The organism is Mycobacterium europaeum (assembly GCF_002102155.1).
Taxonomy (GTDB): domain Bacteria; phylum Actinomycetota; class Actinomycetes; order Mycobacteriales; family Mycobacteriaceae; genus Mycobacterium; species Mycobacterium europaeum.
This window is the reverse complement of sequence record NZ_LQOU01000025.1, coordinates 1-19,047: the sequence shown is the minus strand read 5'-3', so window position 1 is coordinate 19,047 and position 19,047 is coordinate 1. Positions and strand designations below refer to the sequence as shown.

17 protein-coding genes and 1 pseudogene are annotated in these 19,047 nt (G+C 70.5%); 6 read left to right on the top strand and 12 right to left on the bottom strand.

The annotated features are described in order from the left end of the window. Positions 1-44: 44 nt before the first annotated feature. From AWC03_RS12020 to AWC03_RS12000, 5 genes and pseudogenes are all read right to left on the bottom strand, one after another. Positions 45-779: pseudogene (locus AWC03_RS12020) on the bottom strand (XdhC family protein); the annotation flags it as partial. Then, on the bottom strand, positions 779-3,178 hold the full coding sequence (locus tag AWC03_RS12015; RefSeq protein WP_085240696.1) for an aerobic carbon-monoxide dehydrogenase large subunit: 2,400 nt from the start codon (positions 3,176-3,178) through the stop codon (positions 779-781). The gene AWC03_RS12015 and the pseudogene AWC03_RS12020, both read right to left, overlap by 1 nt. Next, on the bottom strand, positions 3,175-3,663 hold the full coding sequence (locus AWC03_RS12010; protein ID WP_085240695.1) for a (2Fe-2S)-binding protein: 489 nt from the start codon (positions 3,661-3,663) through the stop codon (positions 3,175-3,177). Before AWC03_RS12010 ends, AWC03_RS12015 begins: the two co-directional genes overlap by 4 nt. Before the next feature lie 2 nt (positions 3,664-3,665). After that, complete coding sequence (locus AWC03_RS12005) at positions 3,666-4,544, bottom strand: FAD binding domain-containing protein (RefSeq protein ID WP_085240694.1); 879 nt, start codon at positions 4,542-4,544, stop codon at positions 3,666-3,668. Between the two features lie 43 nt (positions 4,545-4,587). Then, positions 4,588-5,748, bottom strand: a complete 1,161-nt coding sequence (locus AWC03_RS12000) for an XdhC family protein (protein WP_169716520.1) — start codon at positions 5,746-5,748, stop codon at positions 4,588-4,590. Between the two features lie 23 nt (positions 5,749-5,771). Between AWC03_RS12000 and AWC03_RS11995 the strand changes: the two genes are divergently transcribed. After that, on the top strand, positions 5,772-6,737 hold the full coding sequence (locus tag AWC03_RS11995) for a LysR family transcriptional regulator (RefSeq protein ID WP_085240693.1): 966 nt from the start codon (positions 5,772-5,774) through the stop codon (positions 6,735-6,737). A gap of 170 nt (positions 6,738-6,907) precedes the next feature. Here AWC03_RS11995 and AWC03_RS11990 read toward each other — a convergent pair whose 3' ends face one another. Genes AWC03_RS11990 through ttfA form a run of 5 tightly spaced genes read right to left on the bottom strand, consistent with a single transcriptional unit; the run spans position 6,908 to position 10,687 of the window. Continuing rightward, the gene (locus AWC03_RS11990) at positions 6,908-7,552 is read right to left on the bottom strand and encodes a TrmH family RNA methyltransferase (RefSeq protein WP_085240922.1); all 645 of its coding nucleotides are present in this window, start codon (positions 7,550-7,552) and stop codon (positions 6,908-6,910) included. Continuing rightward, positions 7,549-8,457 (bottom strand): hypothetical protein, encoded by a 909-nt coding sequence (locus AWC03_RS11985; protein ID WP_085240692.1) that lies wholly within the window; start codon positions 8,455-8,457, stop codon positions 7,549-7,551. The genes AWC03_RS11990 and AWC03_RS11985 overlap by 4 nt, the downstream gene beginning before the upstream one ends. Further along, a complete protein-coding gene (gene pyrE / locus AWC03_RS11980) occupies positions 8,458-9,006 on the bottom strand; it encodes an orotate phosphoribosyltransferase (protein ID WP_085240691.1) in 549 nt (182 codons plus the stop codon). Beyond that, the gene (locus AWC03_RS11975) at positions 8,993-9,766 is read right to left on the bottom strand and encodes an SDR family NAD(P)-dependent oxidoreductase (RefSeq protein ID WP_085240690.1); all 774 of its coding nucleotides are present in this window, start codon (positions 9,764-9,766) and stop codon (positions 8,993-8,995) included. Before AWC03_RS11975 ends, pyrE begins: the two co-directional genes overlap by 14 nt. Before the next feature lie 54 nt (positions 9,767-9,820). Beyond that, a complete protein-coding gene (gene ttfA / locus AWC03_RS11970) occupies positions 9,821-10,687 on the bottom strand; it encodes a trehalose monomycolate transport factor TtfA (protein WP_085240689.1) in 867 nt (288 codons plus the stop codon). A gap of 238 nt (positions 10,688-10,925) precedes the next feature. On the opposite strand from ttfA, the gene AWC03_RS11965 reads away from it, so the two are divergent. Beyond that, the gene (locus tag AWC03_RS11965) at positions 10,926-12,770 is read left to right on the top strand and encodes a DUF2207 domain-containing protein (protein WP_085240688.1); all 1,845 of its coding nucleotides are present in this window, start codon (positions 10,926-10,928) and stop codon (positions 12,768-12,770) included. Positions 12,771-12,803: 33 nt separating this feature from the next. Further along, positions 12,804-13,373: a LemA family protein gene (locus AWC03_RS11960; RefSeq protein WP_085240687.1), complete on the top strand. Its 570-nt coding sequence runs from the start codon at positions 12,804-12,806 to the stop codon at positions 13,371-13,373. A gap of 19 nt (positions 13,374-13,392) precedes the next feature. Here the strand turns inward: AWC03_RS11960 and clpB are convergent, their stop codons facing one another. Then, positions 13,393-15,939 carry an ATP-dependent chaperone ClpB gene (gene clpB, locus AWC03_RS11955; protein ID WP_085240686.1) on the bottom strand — a complete coding sequence of 849 codons (2,547 nt, stop codon included), beginning with the start codon at positions 15,937-15,939 and terminating at the stop codon, positions 13,393-13,395. A gap of 126 nt (positions 15,940-16,065) precedes the next feature. Here clpB and AWC03_RS11950 point away from each other — a divergent pair, with 126 nt between their 5' ends. From AWC03_RS11950 to AWC03_RS11940, 3 genes are read left to right on the top strand one after another with little or no spacing between them, the layout of a single operon-like run. Further along, the gene (locus AWC03_RS11950; protein ID WP_244275163.1) at positions 16,066-16,512 is read left to right on the top strand and encodes a DUF3060 domain-containing protein; all 447 of its coding nucleotides are present in this window, start codon (positions 16,066-16,068) and stop codon (positions 16,510-16,512) included. A 42-nt stretch (positions 16,513-16,554) separates the two neighbouring features. Beyond that, positions 16,555-17,727, top strand: a complete 1,173-nt coding sequence (locus AWC03_RS11945) for an FAD-binding oxidoreductase (protein WP_085240685.1) — start codon at positions 16,555-16,557, stop codon at positions 17,725-17,727. A gap of 11 nt (positions 17,728-17,738) precedes the next feature. After that, a complete protein-coding gene (locus AWC03_RS11940; RefSeq protein WP_085240684.1) occupies positions 17,739-18,629 on the top strand; it encodes an aldose 1-epimerase in 891 nt (296 codons plus the stop codon). An 11-nt stretch (positions 18,630-18,640) separates the two neighbouring features. Here the strand turns inward: AWC03_RS11940 and AWC03_RS11935 are convergent, their stop codons facing one another. Beyond that, positions 18,641-19,027: a heat shock protein transcriptional repressor HspR gene (locus AWC03_RS11935; RefSeq protein ID WP_085240918.1), complete on the bottom strand. Its 387-nt coding sequence runs from the start codon at positions 19,025-19,027 to the stop codon at positions 18,641-18,643. Between the last annotated feature and the right edge of the window lie 20 nt (positions 19,028-19,047).

The following is a 19,047-nucleotide window of genomic DNA, read 5'->3' as shown; positions in this document are numbered from 1 at the left end:
ACGGTCATGCCGCAGACCGGGTCGACAGCCTCGTGGCGGCCGCACTCGGCCACCACCGCGCGGCCCAGGCCGCCGCGCACGCCGGCGACGAGTTCGGCGGCGATGGACACGGCGATCTCCGCCGGGGTCTTGGCGCCGATGTCCAGTCCGACCGGTGTGTGTATGCGGGCCCGTTCGGCGTCGGACGGTTCGACTGCGTTGAGGATCGCGGCGCCGCGTATCTTGCCGGCCACCAAGCCGATATACCCGACGCCGTTGTCCAGTGCGGTCCGGATGATTTCGGCTTCCGGGCCGCCATGGCTGGCGATCACTATGGCGGTTGCCAAGGCGGTGGCGTCGGCCATGTGTGCGTCGCGATCGACTTCATAACCCAGCACACCGCAGATCTGAGCCAAGGCGTCGGCGATCGGCGTCGCGCCGTAGATCCGGATCAGCGGGGCAGGCAGTTGCGGCGCCAGGAAGATCTCCAGCGACCCGCCGGACAGGCACGGGTTGACGACCACGCACGCCCCGGGCGCCTCGGGGAAGTGCACGTCGCCGTCGGGCAGCACCCGCAGCAGCACGCTTTCGTTCGTCTGCAGCGCGCCCAGCGCCGCCTTGCGCACGGAGTTCTGCGCGCACTGGCCGCCGACGAAACCCTCGATCGTGCCGTCCGCCAACAGGATCGCCTCGTCGCCGGGGTAGGCCGAGGTGGGCGGCTGGGCGCGCACCACGGTCGCGTGCACGAACGGTGTGCGCGCGGCCAGCAGTTGCTGGGCCCTTTCGCTGATGACGCTCATCAGATCGGGGGCCTCGCTCTGCCCTGCATGGCCTCCCACACCCGCGACGGCGTCAGCGGCATGTCGGCGTGGCGAACCCCGAACGGCGCCAACGCATCCACCACCGCGTTCACCACGGCGGGCGGGGAGCCGACGGTGGCCGACTCGCCGATCCCCTTCGCACCGATCGGGTGGTGCGGCGACGGCGTCACGGTGTGCCCGGTCTCCAGGTGCGGCACCTCCATGGCGGTCGGGATCAGGTAGTCCATCAGCGACCCGCCCAGGCAGTTGCCGTCGTCGTCGAAGGCGATCCACTCCATCAGTGCCATCCCGATGCCGTCGACGATGCCGCCGTGCACCTGCCCCTCGATGATCATCGGGTTGATCCGGGTGCCGCAGTCGTCGACGGCCAAAAAGCGCCGCACCTTGACCACCGCGGTGCCCGGATCGACGTCCACCACACAGAAATACGCCCCGTAGGGGTAGGTGAGGTTCGAGGGGTTGTAACACACCTCGGCGTCCAGGCCGCCCTCGATGCCCTCGGGCAGGTCGCCGGCCCCGTGCGCGCGCATCGCGATGTCGGCGATCGTCACCGACGCCGACGGGTCGCCCTTGACTCTGAACGTGCCCTTCTCCCACTCCAGGTCGGCGACCGAGACCTCGAGCATGCCCGAGGCGATGATCTTCGCCTTGTCGCGGACCTTGCGGGCCACCAGCGCCGCGGCCGCGCCCGACACCGGCGTCGAGCGGCTGCCGTAGGTGCCCAGGCCGAACGGGGTCTGGTCGGTGTCGCCGTGCACCACGTCGATGTCGTCGGGCGGGATGCCCAGCTCCTCGGCGACGATCTGGGCGAACGTCGTCTCGTGGCCCTGCCCCTGGCTCTGGACGGACAGCCGCACCACGGCCTTGCCGGTCGGGTGCACGCGCAGCTCGCAGCCGTCGGCCATGCCCAGGCCCAGGATGTCCATGTCCTTGCGCGGGCCGGCGCCGACGGCCTCGGTGAAGAACGACATCCCGATGCCCATCAGCTCACCACGGGCGCGGCGCTCCTGCTGCTCAGCGCGCAGCGCGTCGTAACCGACCATGTCCATGGCCTTGCGCAGCGTGGTCTCGTAGTCACCCGAGTCGTACACCCAGCCGGTCTTGGTGGTGTACGGGAACTGGTCGGGGCGCAACAGGTTTCGCAGCCGCAGCTCGGCGGGGTCCATCTTGAGCTCGTAGGCCAGGCAGTCCACCAGCCGCTCCACCAGGTACACCGCCTCGGTGATCCGGAAGGAGCACGCGTAGGCCACCCCGCCGGGCGCCTTGTTGGTGTACACCCCGGTCACCCGCGAGTACGCCGCCTCCAGGTCGTAGCTGCCGGTGAACACCCCGTAGAACCCGGCCGGGTACTTCGTCGGGGCGGCCTGGCCGTTGAACGCGCCGTGGTCGGCCAGCACATTCGACCGCACCGCAAGGATTTTGCCGTCCTCGGTGGCCGCGATCTCGCCGACCATGATGTAGTCGCGCGCGAAGCTGGTCGACGTCAGGTTCTCGCTGCGGTCCTCCATCCACTTGACCGGCTTGCCCAGCACCAGCGAGGCCACGATCGCACACACGTAGCCGGGATAGATCGGCACCTTGTTGCCGAAGCCGCCGCCCACGTCGGGGGAGATCACCCGGATCTTGTGTTCGGGCAGGCCGGCGACCAGCGCGTAGAGGGTGCGGTGGGCGTGCGGGGCCTGCGAGGTGGTCCACAGCGTCAGCTTGCCGGTGACCGGGTCCAAATCCGCGACCGCGCCACAGGTTTCCATCGGGGCGGGATGCACGCGCGGATAGACCATCTCCTGCTTGACGACCACGTCGGCCGTCGCGAACACCGCCTCGGTGGCGGCGGCGTCGCCGGTCTCCCAGTCGAAGATGTGGTTGTCCTTTTTGCCGTCGAGGTCGGTGCGGATGACGGGCGCGGACGGATCGAGCGCGGTGCGCACGTCGATGACGGGATCCAGGGGGTCGTAGTCGACGTCGATGAGCTCCAGGGCGTCACGCGCCGAATAGCGGTCCTCGGCGACGACGAACGCCACCTCCTGGCCCTGGAAGCGGACCTTGTCGGTGGCCAGCACCGCCTGCACGTCATTCGACAGCGTCGGCATCCAGGCCAGGCCCTTCTCGGCCAGGTCCGCACCGGTGACGACGGCTTTGACCTTCGGATGGGCGAGGGCGGCGGTCACGTCGACGCCGGCGATGCGGGCGTGCGCGTACGGCGAGCGCAGGATGGCCAGGTGCAGCATGCCCGGCAGCGCGACGTCGTCGACGTAGGTGCCGCGCCCACGGATGAAGCGGGGATCCTCCTTGCGCAGCATCCGGCCGTGGCCGCAGGGCTTTTGGTCGTTGTCGGCCGTGTCTTCGGGTGAGGGGGGCCGTGATTCGATCGTGGTCATGAGGTGGCCTCCGCAGTTTGGGATGTCGCGCCGTTCTTGGCGGCCCATTGGATCGAGCGCACGATCGTGGTGTATCCGGTGCACCGGCAGATCTGACCGGAGATCGCCTCGCGGATGGTTTCCTCGTCGGGATCGGGGTCGCGGTCGAGCAGCGCGCGGGCGGTGATCATCATTCCCGGTGTGCAGAAACCGCACTGCAACCCGTGACAGCGCATGAACCCCTCCTGCACCGGGTCGAGTTGGCCGTTCACGGCCAACCCTTCCACGGTTCGCACGGTGTGCCCGGAGGCCATCACGGCCAGCATCGTGCAGGACTTCACCGGCACACCGTCGACGTCGACCACGCACGTCCCGCAATTGCTGGTGTCGCAGCCCCAGTGAGTTCCGGTGAGCCGCAGCTGATCCCGCAGGAAATGCACCAGCAGCATCCGGGGTTCGACATCGGCGCTCACCTGCTCGCCGTTGACCGTCATGTTCACCTGCATGGTCAATTCCCTCCTGCGCGAGCGCGTTGCGCGGCGGTGCGCAAGGTGCGGGTGGTCAGTTCGGCGGCCAGGTGGCGCTTGTACTCGGCCGTGCCGCGGATGTCGGAAACCGGCTCGCAGGCCTGTGCGGCGCGCCGGCCCGCCTCGGCGAAGGTCTCCTCGGTGGCCGGCCGGCCGACCAGGGCCGCCGAAAGCTCGGCCAACGCGGCGGGATCGGAGTTCACCGCCGTCAGGTCGACGCGTGCGGCGGCGATCTGTTCGCCGTCGAGGGCGATGGCCGCCCCGGCGGCCGTGACCGCCCAGTCGCCCACCCGTCGTTCGACTTTGGCATATGCGCTGGAGCTGTTGTGCCGCAACGGGATCCGGACCTCGATGAGCATCTCGTTGGGGGCGAGCGTGGTCTCGTACGGCCCGGCCAGGAAGTCGTCGATCGCGATCTCGCGTTCACCGGACGGCCCCCGGGCCAGACACACCGCGTCCAGCACGGTGCAGACCGTCGACAGGTCCTCGGCGGGATCCGCCTGGCAGAGCGAACCGCCGAGGGTGCCGCGATTGCGCACCACCGGGTCGGCGATCACGCGCTCGGCGTCCCGGAAGATCGGGCACACGGCGGCCAGGGTGTCGGACTCCAGGATCTCGCGGTGCCGAGTCATCGCTCCGATGCGCACCAGGGTCGGATCGGTGATCACGTATCCCAGCTCGAGCGCAAGATCGTTGATGTCGACGAGGTATTCCGGGTTGGCGATGCGCAGCTTCATCATCGGCAGCAGGCTGTGCCCGCCGGCGACGATGCGCGCACCCTCCCCCAATCGATCCAGCAGGCCGATGGCGTGGTCGACGCTGGTCGCGCGTTCATATTCGAAGGGCCCGGGTACTTGCATGCGCCACAGTGTCAGCCGCGCTGACAGGGGCGTCAATAGCGAGTTAAGTAATCCCTGAACTAGCCGTGAAGTCGTCCTCCACCTGCGCGTCGTGGTGGATCCTCCCGACGATCTGGGCCAGCGGGCGGCCCCCGCCGCCCCAGCGCTTGGCGATGATGTCGGCGGCGATCGAGACCGCCGTCTCCTCCGGGGTGCGCGCGCCGAGGTCCAGCCCGATGGGGCTGGACAGCCGGCTCAGCTCGGCGTCGGTCAGCCCGGCGGCTTTGATCCGGTTCACGCGATCGTCGTGGGTGCGGCGCGACCCCATCGCCCCGACGTAGCCGACCTCGGGCAGGCGCAGCGCCACCTCGAGGACCGGCACGTCGAACTTCGGGTCGTGGGTGAGCACGCAGATCACCGTGTGGCGGTCGATGGCGCCCGCCTCGGCCTGCGCGGCCAGATAGCGGTGGGGCCAGTCGACGACGACGTCGTCGGCCGTCGGGAAGCGCGCCCGGGTGGCGAACACCGGGCGGGCGTCGCACACCGTGACGCGGTAGCCGAGGAACGAACCCTGCCGCGCCAGCGCGGCCGCGAAGTCGATCGCGCCGAACACCAGCATGCGCGGCGGCGGCGCATAGCTGCAGACGAAGACCTCCATGCCGTCGCCGAGCCGCTGCCCGTCCGGCCCGTACTTGAGGACCTCGCTGCGGCCCAGCGCGAGCAGGCCGCGCGCGTCGTCGGCGACCGCGGCGTCGGCTCGCGCCGAACCCAGCGAACCCGCCATCCCGTCGGGCCGGATGACGACCCGCCGGCCGATCCACGCCGGGTCCGGGTGGGCGATGACCGTCGCGGTCGCCACCGCGCGCCGCTCGGCGATGTCGTCGGCCACCGCGCCGAGGTCGGGAAACGACGCGCGCGAAACCGGCTCGACGAACACGTCGATGATCCCGCCGCACGTCAGGCCGACGGCGAACGCGTCGTCGTCGCTGACGCCGTAGCGTTCCAGCCGCGGCGAGCCGGTCTTCGCCGCCTCGGTGGCCAGGTCGTACACGGCGCCCTCCACGCAGCCGCCCGACACCGACCCGGTGACCGCGCCGTCCGGCGCCACCACCATCGCGGCTCCCGGCGCACGCGGCGCGGACCGGAAGGTGCGCACCACGGTGCCCAGCCCCGCGGTTTCGCCGGCGCGCCAGATCGACATCAGCTCGGCAAGCACGTCACGCACTCTTTTAAATTAGGCTGCCTTCCATGACCCCGGCTCAACTTCGGGCCTATTCGGCGGTGGTTCGCCTCGGCTCGGTGCGGGCCGCGGCCGCGGAGCTGGGTGTTTCCGATGCCGGCGTCTCGATGCTGGTGGCGGCGCTGCGCAAGGAGCTCGACGACCCGCTGTTCACCCGGACCGGCGCCGGGTTGGCGTTCACGCCCGGGGGGCTGCGCCTGGCCAGCCGTGCGGTCGAAATCCTGGGCCTGCAGCAACAAACCGCGATCGAAGTCACCGAGGCCGCCCACGGGCGCCGGCTGCTGCGGATCGCGGCGTCCACCACCTTCGCCGAGCACGCCGCGCCAGGGCTGATCGAGCTCTTCTCGTCGCGGGCCGACGACCTGTCGGTCGAGTTGAGCGTGCATCCGACGAGCCGGTTTCGCGACCTGATCTGCTCGCGCGCGGTGGACATCGCGATCGGCCCGGCCAGCGAGAGTTCGATCGGCGCGGACGACTCGCTGTTTGTGCGACCCTTCCTGAAGTATCAGATCATCGCCGTCGTGGCGCCCAATAGCCCTCTGGCCCTTGGCGTTCCGACTGCCGCGTTGCTGCGTCAGCAGCAGTGGATGCTGGGCCCGTCGGCGGGCGGGGTGGACGGCGAGATCGCAACGATGTTGCGCGGCTTGGCGATTCCGGAGTCGCAACAGCGGATCTTTCAGAGCGACGCGGCCGCCCTCGAGGAGGTGCAGCGGGTCGGCGGGGTCTCGTTGACCATCGGCTTTGCGGTCGCCAAGGACCTGGCCGCCGGGCGGCTGACCCATGTGCCCGGTCCGGGGCTGGACCGGTCGGGCGAGTGGTGCGCTGCGACGCTGGCGCCCTCGGCGCGTCAGCCGGCCGTCTCGGAACTGGTCCGCTTCATCACCACCCCGCGCTGCACGCAGGCGATGATCCGCGGATCCGGCGTCGGCGTCACCCGGTTTCGTCCGAAGGTGCACGTAACGCTGTGGAGCTGAACGGGTTCAAGCCCACCCGTCACAGCAGCACCAGATTCCGGACCGCATGTGGTCTGCGGATTTGATATCGCATGCGATATCACGTTTGACGATGAGCGCATGGTGCCCCAAGCCATTTCGAGTGTGAATCGTTGGCATTGACCCGACGCCGCGCACCCGCGACGGCTCAGCTACCAGGCCTCGGACAGGTCGGCGTGCTGCCGAATCCAGGCGTGCATCGCGATCCCCGCGGCCACGGCGGCGTTGATACTGCGGGTCGAGCCGAACTGGGCGATCGACACCGTCGTCGCCGCGCCCGCCCGGGTGTCGTCGGTGATGCCCGGGCCCTCCTGCCCGAACACCAGCAGGCACTCCCGCGGCAGCGCGGTCTCCTCGAGACGGGCCGCCCCCGGGACGTTGTCCACCGCGACCACCGCCAGCCCGGCACCGGCCGCGAAGCCCATCAGGTCGGCGGCGCTGTCGTGATGGCACAGCCGCTGATAACGGTCGGTCACCATGGCGCCGCGGCGATTCCAGCGTCGCCGGCCCACGATGTGCACGGTGTGCACCGCAAAGGCGTTGGCGGTGCGCACCACCGAGCCGATGTTGGCGTCGTACCCGAAATTCTCGATCGCCACGTGCAGCGGATGCCGGCGCCGGTCGATGTCGGCGATGATCGCCTCGCGCGTCCAGTACCGGTAGGCGTCGACGACGTTGCGGGTGTCGCCCTCGCGCAACAGGACCGGGTCGTAGCGCGGGTCGTCGGGCAACTCGCCCGCCCACGGCCCCACCCCGCCGGCCGATGCGCCCCACTCGGTCGGCCCGGGATCGCTCATCGCGGCGTCCACACGCCGGCGTGGGTGCCGTCGACCGCCACCGTCGCGTAGAGCAGCGCCTCGTTGATCTCGCCCTGGGTGCACAGCGAGGCGCTGACGTGTACCGCGTCCAGCGCGGCGTCGGGCAGGACCAACACCGACGACCCGTACGCCGCGCAGGCCGGATTCAGGCCGGCGCCCGGCAGGGTGGGCGACACGAGCAGCATCAACGGGCCGCCGCGTTTGGCCGAGTCGTCGCGATAACGGGCCGCCAGGCCGTCGGCCTCCAGGCCGAGCAGCATGTAGCCGTTGCCGCTGAAGGCCCCGGGATCACCGAGCTGCGCCTTGGTCATCGGGGCGCCGTCGGCGCGCCACGCCGACAGGCTGGTGGTCTTGACCGCGAGCCCGGTGTCGTTGGCGTTGGTGGGCATGAGCCCCACCGGGAACGCGGCCGGGTAGGCCGCCGACGTGTTCGGGATCCGGTCCCGCGGCGAGTAGACGTACACGCCGCGGACCTGACTCCGATCCTTCAGCGGCCCAAGGCAAACCGTGCCGGTGAGCCGGTCGCCGGGCGCCGACAGCGGCGAGTGGACGTCGGGCACCTTGGCCGTCGCGCGGTCACAACTGCCCACCCCGGTCGACTCGATCGGGTGCGAAAGCGCGCCGTAGAGCCCGAACCGGATGTCGCCGGGCTTGGCGTGCGGCGCGTGCGGGTCCGCCGCGGAGGCGTCGATGTCGACGAGCACGTAGTCGTCGCCCCAGCGCAGGTTCGACACCGACATGTTCCAGCCGAGCAGCGACAGCGATTCCCCCAACCATGCGCCCTGGGCGCCGTAGGGGCGCACCGGATGGCTGGAGCCCGAGCAGGCCGTCAGGCAGGCCAGCACGCAGGCCGCTATCGCGAGAAGGCTAGCGCGGCAATGCAACTAGCTGAGCCCCAGATCGGCGAGGGCCAGCACGCTGCGGTACGGCAGGCCCTCGGCCTCGATGGCCTCGGCGGCGCCGGTGGACCGGTCCACGACCGTGGCCACGCCGACCACCTGTCCGCCGGCCTCTTGGACCGCGCGCACCGCGGTCAGCGCCGACGCGCCCGTGGTGCTGGTGTCCTCGACCACCAGCACCCGCTTGCCGGCAACCTCGGAGCCCTCGATGAGCCGTTGCAGCCCATGGGTTTTCGCGGACTTGCGCACCACGAACGCGTCGATCGGGCGTCCCGGCGCGTGCATGACGGCCGTGGCCACCGGGTCGGCGCCCAGGGTCAGCCCGCCGACCACCTCGTAGTCCCAGTCGCTGGTCAGGTCGCGCATCAGCGCGCCGATCAAGGCCGAGGCCCGGTGGTGCAGGGTCGCGCGGCGCAGGTCGACGTAGTAGTCGGCCTCCTTGCCCGACGAGAGCGTCACCCGGCCGTGCACCACCGACAACCGGCGCACCAGCTCGGCCAGTTCCTCGCGCGGGGATGACTCAGGTTCGGCCACGGCCGCCCCCGATTCGCTTGGTCACGGCCCGCATCAGGCTCCGCGGAATCATCCGCTCGGCGGCGATGATCGCCTTGTATTGCAGGCCCGGGATGCTGATCACCTTGCCGCGGGCGACGTCGGCCAGGCTCTGGTTCACCACGTCGTCCACCTCGAGCCACATGAACGACGGCGACTTGGCCATGTCGATGCCGGCCCTGGCGTGGAATTCGGTGTGCACGTATCCCGGGCAGACGGCGTGCACGCCCACACCGGTGCCCTGCAGGCCGACGGACAGGCCCTCGCTGAAGGAGATCACCCACGCCTTGGACGCCGAATAGGTCGATCCACGGCCCGGCACCAGCCCGGCGACGCTGGCGATGTTGATGACGGTGCCTGCGCCGGCGTCGAGCATGGCCGGCAGGGCCGCACGGGTCAGGTGCATGACCGCCGTGACGTTGACGTCGAGCTGTGACTGCAGCACCGCGGGATCGGTCGCCCAGAAGTCGCCGGAGGTGCCGAACCCGGCATTGTTCACCAGCACGCGGACGCCGCGCGCCAGGCGCTCGCACACCTGGTCGCGACCGGCGGGATCGGCCAGGTCGGCCGGCAGCACCTCGACGCTGCCGGCCTCACCTTCGAGTTCGCCGGCCAGCTGCGTCAGGCGGTCGACGTCGCGGGCGACCAGGACCAGGTCGTAGCCGTCGCGGGCGAAGCGGCGCGCGTAGCCGGCGCCGATCCCGGACGTGGGCCCGGTGATCAGGGCTACGGGACGAGGCATGAGCGACATCCTAATGACGGCGGCCGCGCCGCCCGCCCGGCGCCCGGCGGGCCGTCAGTGCTGATAGTTCGTGGCTTGATGGCCGTTGCGGCCGCCCGGCGGCGGTCGGCGAACGGCGTCCGAGCCGCGCTGCTCCCGGCGGATCGGTTCGGCCGGCCGGCGAGGCGCCTGGGCATCCGAGCCCAGCAGCCCCGCGACGTCCTGCTGGGGGCGCCGGGGCGGCAGCTCCGCGCGGCCGGCGGGGGCGAGCGGGCGGCTCGGCGACGCGTTGCGCAGCCCCGCGGGCGCGCCCGCCTCCTGCTGGGTCTCCTCCGGCAGCGGCGGCAGCACCCGCAGCAGGTCGTTGAACTGCCGCACGGTGCGCAGCCCCTCGTCCCACTGGGTGCGGGTGCTGGTGATGGGCATCGCGACCAGCGTCCAGTTCTGCTCGTTCCACATGATCTCGGCGCAGTCCGGTGCGGTGTGCGCGAAGGTGACCATGCGGCGGTCGCAGGCCCGCCGGGCCGCGTCCAGGTTGGTGGAGTACACCATCCGCGGGCCGATCGCGCCCAGCAGCCAGATGTCGCTCTCCCGTGGCTCTTTGAGTCCCTTGAGCCGCAGGTCCACCACCACGTTGGTGCCCACCTTGCGGTGCAGCGCGATGACGGTGGCGACCTCCTCGAGGTCGAAGATGTACACCGCCTCGCCGCGGATCTGCCCCAGCACGACGTTATCGGCGGCGATGTCGCCCACCGTCGAGATCACCCCGCGCTTCCAGCGCTTGAGGATGTCGGCGGATTCACGCTCGTAGTCGAAGCCGTGCGACCGCGCCCATGACTTGCGGCGCCTGCTGCGGCCGCGGCGCCGATCGAGGTCGACGTACAGCAACACGCCCGCGCCGACGAAGCACAGCGCGGACAGCGTGAACCAAAGGGGGACCATCCCACACAGGGTATCCGGAATTGCGCCGGAATAAAGAAGTCCGCCTGGTCACAACCGCGCATCAGGCTCATGACAACCAGCGCCACGGCGGACCGGGCGGCGCCGCGGGCGGATGCCGCCCTCCGCGGACCGCGGAGCGATCGGCGGCTTTCGGGCCGAAACGGCGCACATTCGTGGGAGAATCGCCGCGTTCCCAGCACCCGGCGATCGGGCCGGCCACCCCGGAGGAACCGTTGCGATGAAGGCGTTTCGCCACTCATTCACGCTCCCCAGGGCCGTAAAGAAGCTTTTCGCGTCGCTGGTGCTCATCGCCCTGTCGTGCCTCGGCGTGTTCTGGCCGCTGGCACTGGGGGCGGGCTCGAAGTCCGCAGCCGCGGTGGATTGGCAGTCGGAGATCACCGACTACGCCGCGACCTATCGCGTGGCCGCCGACGGTCGCATCGCCGCCACGGAGGCGCTGACGGTGCGAATGGGCGCATACCGGCACGGCATCTTCAGGTTCTTCCCCGTCGCCGACCCCACCGACCCGCACGCGCGGATGCTCCCCACCATCACCGGCATCACGATGGACAACCAGTCGGTACCGGTCAGCTATGAATGGCGCAACAACCGCCGTTTCTACGTCGCCCGGATCGGCGATCCGGACGTGACCGTGAGTGCGGGGGTGCACACCTACTCGATCAGCTACACCGTCGACGGCGGACTCGTGCGGCCACCATCCGCGCCCGGACACTTCACCACCCGCGCCGGGGCCAACCCGAGCGCACCCACCGCGTCGTTCTATTACAACGTGGTCGGCTTCTGGGCGATGAAGATCGATGCCGCGCACGTGGATATCGAGCTGCCCGGACCGTCCGGGCTGGTGCAGTGCGCCGCCGACAACACCGGGGCGATCCCGTGCGCAATCGCGGGAGCCGGAACCGACCACGTCACGGTGACCGCGACGGGCCTACCGCCGCAGAACCCGGTCACCGTGCGGCTCGATCTGCAGGTTCCGCTGCCGCACCGGTCGACGCTGCCGTGGACGGCGCCCTTCGACAAGGTCTTCGGCCGGTCGGTTCCGGTGGTCGGCGTGGTGGCCCTGTTGTCGGTGCTCGCCGCGCTGGGCGGTTACCTGTGGGACCGACGGTCGCGCGAGGCGCCCCCCGGCACTCCGGTGCTCTACGTCCCGCCCGAGGGGCTCGGACCCGTCCAGACCGCCTACATCGTCAACGAGAACGTCGGCGACCACGCCCTGGTGGCGACGTTGCTGTACATGGCCGAGCGCAAACTGGTGCGGCTCGAGCGCGCCAGGGCGACGCGCTGGACCCTCACCGGGCTTGGCACGCCCGAGCAGTGGGCCGCCGTGGACCCGGTGACCCGGGCGGTCGGCGACGCGCTGGGCGTCAGCACCGCGGGCGCCACGTTGCGCGTCACCGGCAGCCAGGCGGCCGGAGAGAAGCTGTCGGAAGCCAAGGGTCGGCTGGTATCCAGTTGCCGATCCTGGGCGCGCACCCAGGCACTCGTGGTGACCGCCGCCGCGGAGTGGGCCGGCCGGGTGCTGGTCGTCGTCGGCATCGCATTGGCCGTCGTCGGGTTCGCGGGCTTTTTCACGTGGACCATGTGGGGCCTGCCGTTCGCGGCGTTCGCGATCGCCGGCATCGGGTTGCTCGCCGGCGGCGTCGGCACCCGCCGCACTCCGTCGGGTCGCCGGCTGTGGTCCCACGCGGCCGGCTTCGAGCGGCTGCTGGCCACACCGTCGGCCGAGGACCGGTTCGACTACGCCGCGCACCGCGACCTGTTCATCGCCTACATCCCCTATGCCGTGGCCCTGGGCGCCGCCGAGGCGTGGGCCGCCAAATACCGCACTGCGACGGGGACGGAGCCGCCGATCCCCGACTGGTACCCGGCGTCCCGCGACAGCAGCCCGGCCACGCTGTACTCGTCGTCCGGCGGGTTCACCAGCTTCGACTCCGCGGTGTCGGCGTCGATCAGCGCCTACACGGCTGCGCAGAGTTCCTCCTCGAGCTCGGGCGGGTCAAGCTTCAGCAGCAGCGGCGGCAGCTGGGGCGGCGGCGGTGGCGGGGGCGGCGGTACGTGGTAGACCGGACCGGCTTGGGCCGAAGGAGGTAGGGACATGTCAATCGGTATCACCGTGATCATCGTTGCGATCGTGCTGGCCGGGCTGGTCATGCTCGGCATCGTCGCGTTCAACTCGCTGCGCACGCTCGACGTGAAAGCGCAGGAGGCGCTCGGCGGCATCGACGTCCAGCTGACCCGCCGTGCCGACCTGGTGCCCAACCTGGTCAACACGGTCAAGGGTTACGCGGCGCACGAGAAGTCGGTGTTCGAGGAGGTCACCGCCGCCCGCGCGGGGGTGGCGCATGCCGCGGCGTCGAGCAGCGTCGACGAGAAGGCCCAGGCGCAGGGCCGGCTGGACCGCGCGATCGCCAACGTGCTCGCCGTCGCCGAGAACTACCCGGACCTGAAGGCCTCGACCAACTTCCTGCAGCTGCAGGAGCAGCTCGCCGACACCGAGAACCAGTTGGCGTTCGCGCGCCAGTACTACAACGACGCGGCGGCCAGCCTGAACCAGCGTGTGGTGACCATCCCGTGGACGTTCTTCACCGGCATCGCGGGAGTGCACAAGCGGCCGTTCTACCAGTCGCCGGAAGGGCAGCAGGCCCCGCCGCAGGTGCAGTTCTAGGCGCGAGCGGACGGAGAACTCAGCCCAGGATCAGCGAGTCGCCGTCCGGGCTGACGTTCACCGGGACGGTGTCGCCGTCGTGCACGTCGCCGGACAGCAGCTGCTTGGCCAGCTGGTCGCCGATGGCCTGCTGCACGAGCCTGCGCAACGGCCGGGCGCCGTAGACCGGGTCGAACCCGCGCTGGGCGAGCCACTGCTTGGCCGGCAGCGACACCTCCAGCGTGAGGCGGCGCTGGGCCAGCCGCTTCTGCAGCTGCGCCAGCTGGATGTCGACGATCGACACCAGCTCGCCGGGCTCGAGGCCGTGGAAGATGATCACGTCGTCGAGCCGGTTGATGAACTCCGGCTTGAACGCCGAGCGCACCGCGGCCATCACCTGCTCCTCGCTGCCGCCCGACCCGAGGTTGGACGTCAGGATCAGGATGGTGTTGCGGAAGTCGACCGTGCGGCCCTGGCCATCCGTCAAACGGCCCTCGTCGAGCACCTGCAGCAGCACGTCGAACACGTCCGGGTGCGCCTTCTCGATCTCGTCGAACAGGATCACCGTGTACGGCCGGCGGCGCACCGCCTCGGTCAGCTGGCCGCCCTGGTCGTAGCCGATGTAGCCCGGAGGCGCACCGACCAGGCGGGCGACCGAGTGCTTCTCGCCGTACTCGCTCATGTCGATGCGGACCATCGCGCGCTCGTCGTCGAAGAGGAACTCCGCCAGCGCCTTGGCCAGCTCGGTCTTACCGACACCGGTCGGCCCGAGGAACATGAACGACCCGGTCGGCCGGTTCGGGTCGGCGACGCCGGCCCGGCTGCGCCGCACCGCGTCGGACACCGCGGTCACCGCCTTCTTCTGGCCGATGACGCGCTTGCCCAGCTCGTCCTCCATGCGCAGCAGCTTGGCGGTCTCGCCCTCGAGCATGCGGCCGGCGGGGATGCCGGTCCACGCCGACACCACGTCGGCGATGTCGTCGGGTCCGACCTCCTCCTTGAGCATCACGTTCTCGCGCGCCTCGGCGTGCGGCAGCGCGGCGTCGAGTTTCTTCTCGACCTCGGGGATGCGGCCGTACCGCAGCTCGGCGGCCTTGGCCAGGTCGCCGTCGCGCTCGGCGCGCTCGGACTCCCCGCGCAGCGCCTCCAGCTGCTCCTTGAGCTCGCGGACCACGTCGATCGCGCTCTTCTCGTTCTGCCAGCGGGTGGTGAGCTCGGCGAGCTTCTCCTTCTGGTCGGCCAGCTCGGAGCGCAGCTTCTCCAGCCGCTCCTTGGACGCCTCGTCCTCCTCCTTGGCCAGCGCCATCTCCTCGATCTCGAGGCGGCGCACCAGGCGCTCGACCTCGTCGATCTCGACGGGCCGGGAGTCGATCTCCATCTTCAGCCGGCTGGCGGCCTCGTCGACCAGGTCGATGGCCTTGTCCGGCAGGAAGCGGGCGGTGATGTAGCGGTCACTCAAAGTGGCCGCGGCCACCAGGGCCGAGTCGGTGATGCGCACGCCGTGGTGCACCTCGTAGCGGTCCTTCAGCCCGCGCAGGATGCCGACGGTGTCCTCCACCGACGGCTCGCCCACCAGCACCTGCTGGAAGCGCCGCTCCAGGGCGGCGTCCTTCTCGATGTACTTGCGGTACTCGTCGAGCGTGGTGGCGCCGACCAACCGCAGCTCGCCGCGGGCCAGCATCGGCTTGATCATGTTGCCGGCGTCCATCGCGCCCTCGCCGGTCGCGCCGGCACCGACGATGGTGTGCAGCTCGTCGATGAACGTGATGATCTGGCCGGCCGAGTTCTTGATGTCGTCGAGGACGGCCTTCAGCCGCTCCTCGAACTCGCCGCGGTACTTGGCCCCGGCCACCATCGAGCCGAGGTCCAGGCTGATGACGGTCTTGTCGCGCAGGCTCTCGGGCACGTCGCCGGCGACGATGCGCTGGGCCAGGCCCTCGACGATCGCGGTCTTACCCACACCGGGCTCGCCGATCAGCACCGGGTTGTTCTTGGTGCGGCGGCTCAGCACCTGCACGACGCGACGGATCTCGTTGTCGCGGCCGATGACCGGGTCGAGCTTGCCTTCGCGGGCGCGGGCGGTCAGGTCGGTGGAGTACTTCTCCAGCGCCTGGTAGGTGGCCTCCGGCTCGGGGCTGGTGACCCGGGCGCTGCCGCGCACCTTGACGAATGCGTCGCGCAGGGCCTGCGGAGAGGCGCCGTGGCCGGTCAGCAGCTTGGCGACGTCGGAGTCGCCGGTGGCCAGGCCGACCATCACGTGTTCGGTGGAGACGTACTCGTCGTCCATCTCGGTGGCCAGCTGCTGGGCGGTGGTGATGGCGGCCAGCGATTCGCGCGACAGCTGCGGCTGCGAGCTGGCGCCGCTGGTTTGCGGGAGCCGTTCGACCAGGTGCTCGGCCTCGGTGCGGATGGTCGCGGGCTGGACACCGACAGCCTCCAACAGCGGTCCCGCGATCCCGTCGGCCTGCGTCAACAGGGCCATCAGCAGGTGCGCGGGGCGGATCTCGGGGTTACCGGCGGCCGAGGCCGCCTGGAGCGCCGAGGTCAGCGCCGCCTGGGTCTTGGTTGTCGGGTTGAAAGAGTCCACGACGCCTCCGTTCGCATAGGTAGGGAAAATGCTTGTCGCGTTGTTCAACGCCGTCAAGGTTGAGTGTGTTCCGCTCAACTCTAACGAGTTTTGGAGACCGCGGCGCACGGGGTACCCCCCGAAGCGATGACGCAGATGCAGATGACGCAGACCGAGCAGCACCGAGACCCACCCGGCGGCCAGAGCCGGCCCCGCACCGCCCTCAGGCTCGCCATCGCCGCCGGGGCGCTGGCGCTGGCCGGCCTGGCCGTCGCCGCGTTCCACACCGACCTCGCCGGCGCCGGCCCGTCGGCGACGACCGTCCCGGAGTCGGGCACCTTGCAGGTCAACGGGACCGGCACGACGAAGACCATCGGCTGCCACGGCGGCTACCTGTCGGTCAGCGGCCAGACCAACACCGTCACCGTCACCGGCCACTGCACCAGCCTGAGCGTCTCCGGCCACGGCAACCGCGTCGCGGTCGACAGCGCGGACGCGGTCAGCGCCTCGGGAACCGGCAACGCGGTCACCTATCACTGGGGCTCACCGAACGTCGTCAGCACCGGGACGGCCAACACCGTCGGTCAGGGCTGAGAGCGGGCTCGGCGGCGCGCGACCAGCCTAGAATCGGGCCCCGTGGGGCTCGAGGACACCGATGCGTTGCGGGTACTGCGCGACGCCTTCGCACAGGACGACTCGGGGCCCGGCAACGAGCTCGTGAGCCGGTTCTACACCCAGTGGTTCGGCCTCGACGTCTCGGTGCGTGACCTCTTCCCGCCCGAAATGGGCGGGCAGCGGGCCGCTTTCGCGCACGCCATGCACTGGGTGTACGGCGAACTCGTCGCCCAGCGCGCCCAGGAGCCGGTGGCGCTTCTCGCCCAGCTCGGCCGGGACCACCGCAAATACGGTGTGCTGCCAGAGCATTACGACACGTTGCGCCGCGCGTTGCTGTCGACGCTGCGGACCCGGCTCGGCGACGCCTGGACCGACGCCGTCGACGACGCCGCCCGCCAGTCGCTCAACCTGATCACCGGGGTGATGAGGGGTGCCGCGGAGGCCGACGAGGGGCCGGCGTGGTGGGACGGCACGGTGATCGAGCACATGCGGGTGTCCCGCGACATCGCGGTGATCCGGCTGCAACTCGACCGGCCGATGGATTACCACCCGGGTCAGTACGTGAATGTCCAGGTCCCGCAATGCCCGCGCCGCTGGCGCTACCTGTCGCCCGCCATCCCGGCGGATCCGGGCGGCGGCATCGAGTTCCACGTCCGCGTGGTCCCCGGCGGATTGGTCAGCACCGCCATCGTCGGCGAAACGCGGCCCGGCGACCGGTGGCGGCTGTCCAGCCCGCACGGCGGCCTGCGGGTCGACCGGGACGGCGGCGACGTCCTGATGGTCGCCGGCAGCACCGGCCTGGCGCCGCTGCGGGCGCTGATCATGGACCTGTGCCGGTTCGCGGTGAACCCACGGGTGCACCTGTTCTTCGGTGCGCGCTACCGCTGCGAGCTCTACGACCTGCCGACCCTGTGGCAGGTGGCCTCCCACAATCCGTGGCTGTCGGTCTCGCCGGTCTCGGAGTACAGCGCCGACCCGGCGTGGGCCGCCGACTATCCCGACGTCACGCCGCCACGCGGCCTGCACGTGCGCCAGACCGGGCGGCTGCCCGACGTGGTGACCAAATACGGTGGGTGGGGCGACCGGCAGATCCTGATCTGCGGGGGGCCGGCGATGGTGCGGGCCACCAAGGCCGCGCTGATCGCCAAAGGTGCTCCGCCGGAGAGCATTCAGCACGACCCGCTGTCGAGGTGAGTGGAGGAAGCATGCGCGTCGTCACCCTGCGCGACCCGGCCTCGTCGGTGGCCGCGCAGTTCGTGCCCGAGGCGGGCATGATCGGCACCTCCCTGAGCGATGCCGGCATCGAGCTGCTGGGGCAACGGCGCGGGCTGGACGCCTACGTGACGGCCGGCAAGACGATGGGCATCCCGATCCTGTATCCCTGGGCGAACCGGTTGGGCGCGAACACCTATACCGCCGAAGGCGTGACGGCAACGCTGGCGCCGGGCGAAAACGGCGTCCGCGCCGACCCCAACGGGTTGCCGATCCACGGGGTGCTGGCCGGCCACCCGGGCTGGCGGGTGACCACCGAAGCGGCCGACGAGTTGATCGCCGAGCTCGATTTCGGCGCCGACCCGCAACTGCTGGCCACCTTCCCGTACCCGCATGTGCTGACGGTGTCGGTGCGGCTGGCCGCCCGGACGTTGACGGTGCGCGCCACGGTGACCGCCACCGGCGCCCAGCCCGTCCCGCTGTGCTTCGGGTTTCACCCCTACCTACAGCTCCCCGACGTACCGCGCGCCGAATGGGTGATCGAGACACCGCCGCTGCGGCATCTGCAGCTCGACCACCTCGGGCTGCCCACCGGCGAATCCGAACCCCAGCCGGCGCTGTCAGAGCCCTTGGGGGACAAGGCCTTCGACGACGCCTATGACCAGGTGCCCGACGGCGCGGTGTTCGCGGTGTCGGGCGGCGGGCGGCGCGTGGAGGTGCACTTCGAACGCGGCTATCCGGCGACGCAGATCTTCGCGCCGAAGGCCGAAGAAATCGTCTGCTTCGAGCCGATGACCGCGCCGACGGACGCCCTGCGCCGCGGTGGCTACCATCGCGCGCGGCCGGGCGAGCCTGCGGTCGCGCAGTTTTCGATCCGGGTCTGATCAGGGTCTGATCAGCCGCGCCGTCTGCGCGGCTGCCACACCACCACGGCGGTGCTCTTGGGCACCACCGCCAGATCGCGGCGCTGGCCGGCGCGCACCTGCGTCAACTCCTCGGTGAGCTCCTGCACGCGGGCCTGCAACGCCTCGACCTGGTTGGTCAGCTCGATGATGCGTTTGATGCCGGCCAGGTTGACGCCCTCGTCCTGGGACAGCCGCTGCACCTCGCGCAGCAGGTCGACGTCGTGCTCCGAATAACGCCGTCCCCCACCGGAAGTGCGGCGCGGGCTGACCAGACCGAGGCGGTCATAGGTGCGCAGGGTCTGGGCGTGCATGCCGGCCAGTTCGGCGGCCACCGAGATCAGGAACGTCCGGGATTCCTCCCGTGAATTCTTGGCCATCAGCGATTGCCCGCCCATCC

Coding starts and splice junctions, on each gene's coding strand:
- AWC03_RS12015 (WP_085240696.1), bottom strand. CDS start 3,178: ATGACCACGATCGAATCACGGCCCCCCTCACCCGAAGACACGGCCGAC.
- AWC03_RS12010 (WP_085240695.1), bottom strand. CDS start 3,663: ATGCAGGTGAACATGACGGTCAACGGCGAGCAGGTGAGCGCCGATGTC.
- AWC03_RS12005 (WP_085240694.1), bottom strand. CDS start 4,544: ATGCAAGTACCCGGGCCCTTCGAATATGAACGCGCGACCAGCGTCGAC.
- AWC03_RS11995 (WP_085240693.1), top strand. CDS start 5,772: ATGACCCCGGCTCAACTTCGGGCCTATTCGGCGGTGGTTCGCCTCGGC.
- AWC03_RS11990 (WP_085240922.1), bottom strand. CDS start 7,552: ATGAGCGATCCCGGGCCGACCGAGTGGGGCGCATCGGCCGGCGGGGTG.
- AWC03_RS11975 (WP_085240690.1), bottom strand. CDS start 9,766: ATGCCTCGTCCCGTAGCCCTGATCACCGGGCCCACGTCCGGGATCGGC.
- ttfA (WP_085240689.1), bottom strand. CDS start 10,687: ATGGTCCCCCTTTGGTTCACGCTGTCCGCGCTGTGCTTCGTCGGCGCG.
- AWC03_RS11965 (WP_085240688.1), top strand. CDS start 10,926: ATGAAGGCGTTTCGCCACTCATTCACGCTCCCCAGGGCCGTAAAGAAG.
- AWC03_RS11960 (WP_085240687.1), top strand. CDS start 12,804: ATGTCAATCGGTATCACCGTGATCATCGTTGCGATCGTGCTGGCCGGG.
- AWC03_RS11950 (WP_244275163.1), top strand. CDS start 16,066: ATGACGCAGATGCAGATGACGCAGACCGAGCAGCACCGAGACCCACCC.
- AWC03_RS11940 (WP_085240684.1), top strand. CDS start 17,739: ATGCGCGTCGTCACCCTGCGCGACCCGGCCTCGTCGGTGGCCGCGCAG.
- AWC03_RS11935 (WP_085240918.1), bottom strand. CDS start 19,027: ATGGCCAAGAATTCACGGGAGGAATCCCGGACGTTCCTGATCTCGGTG.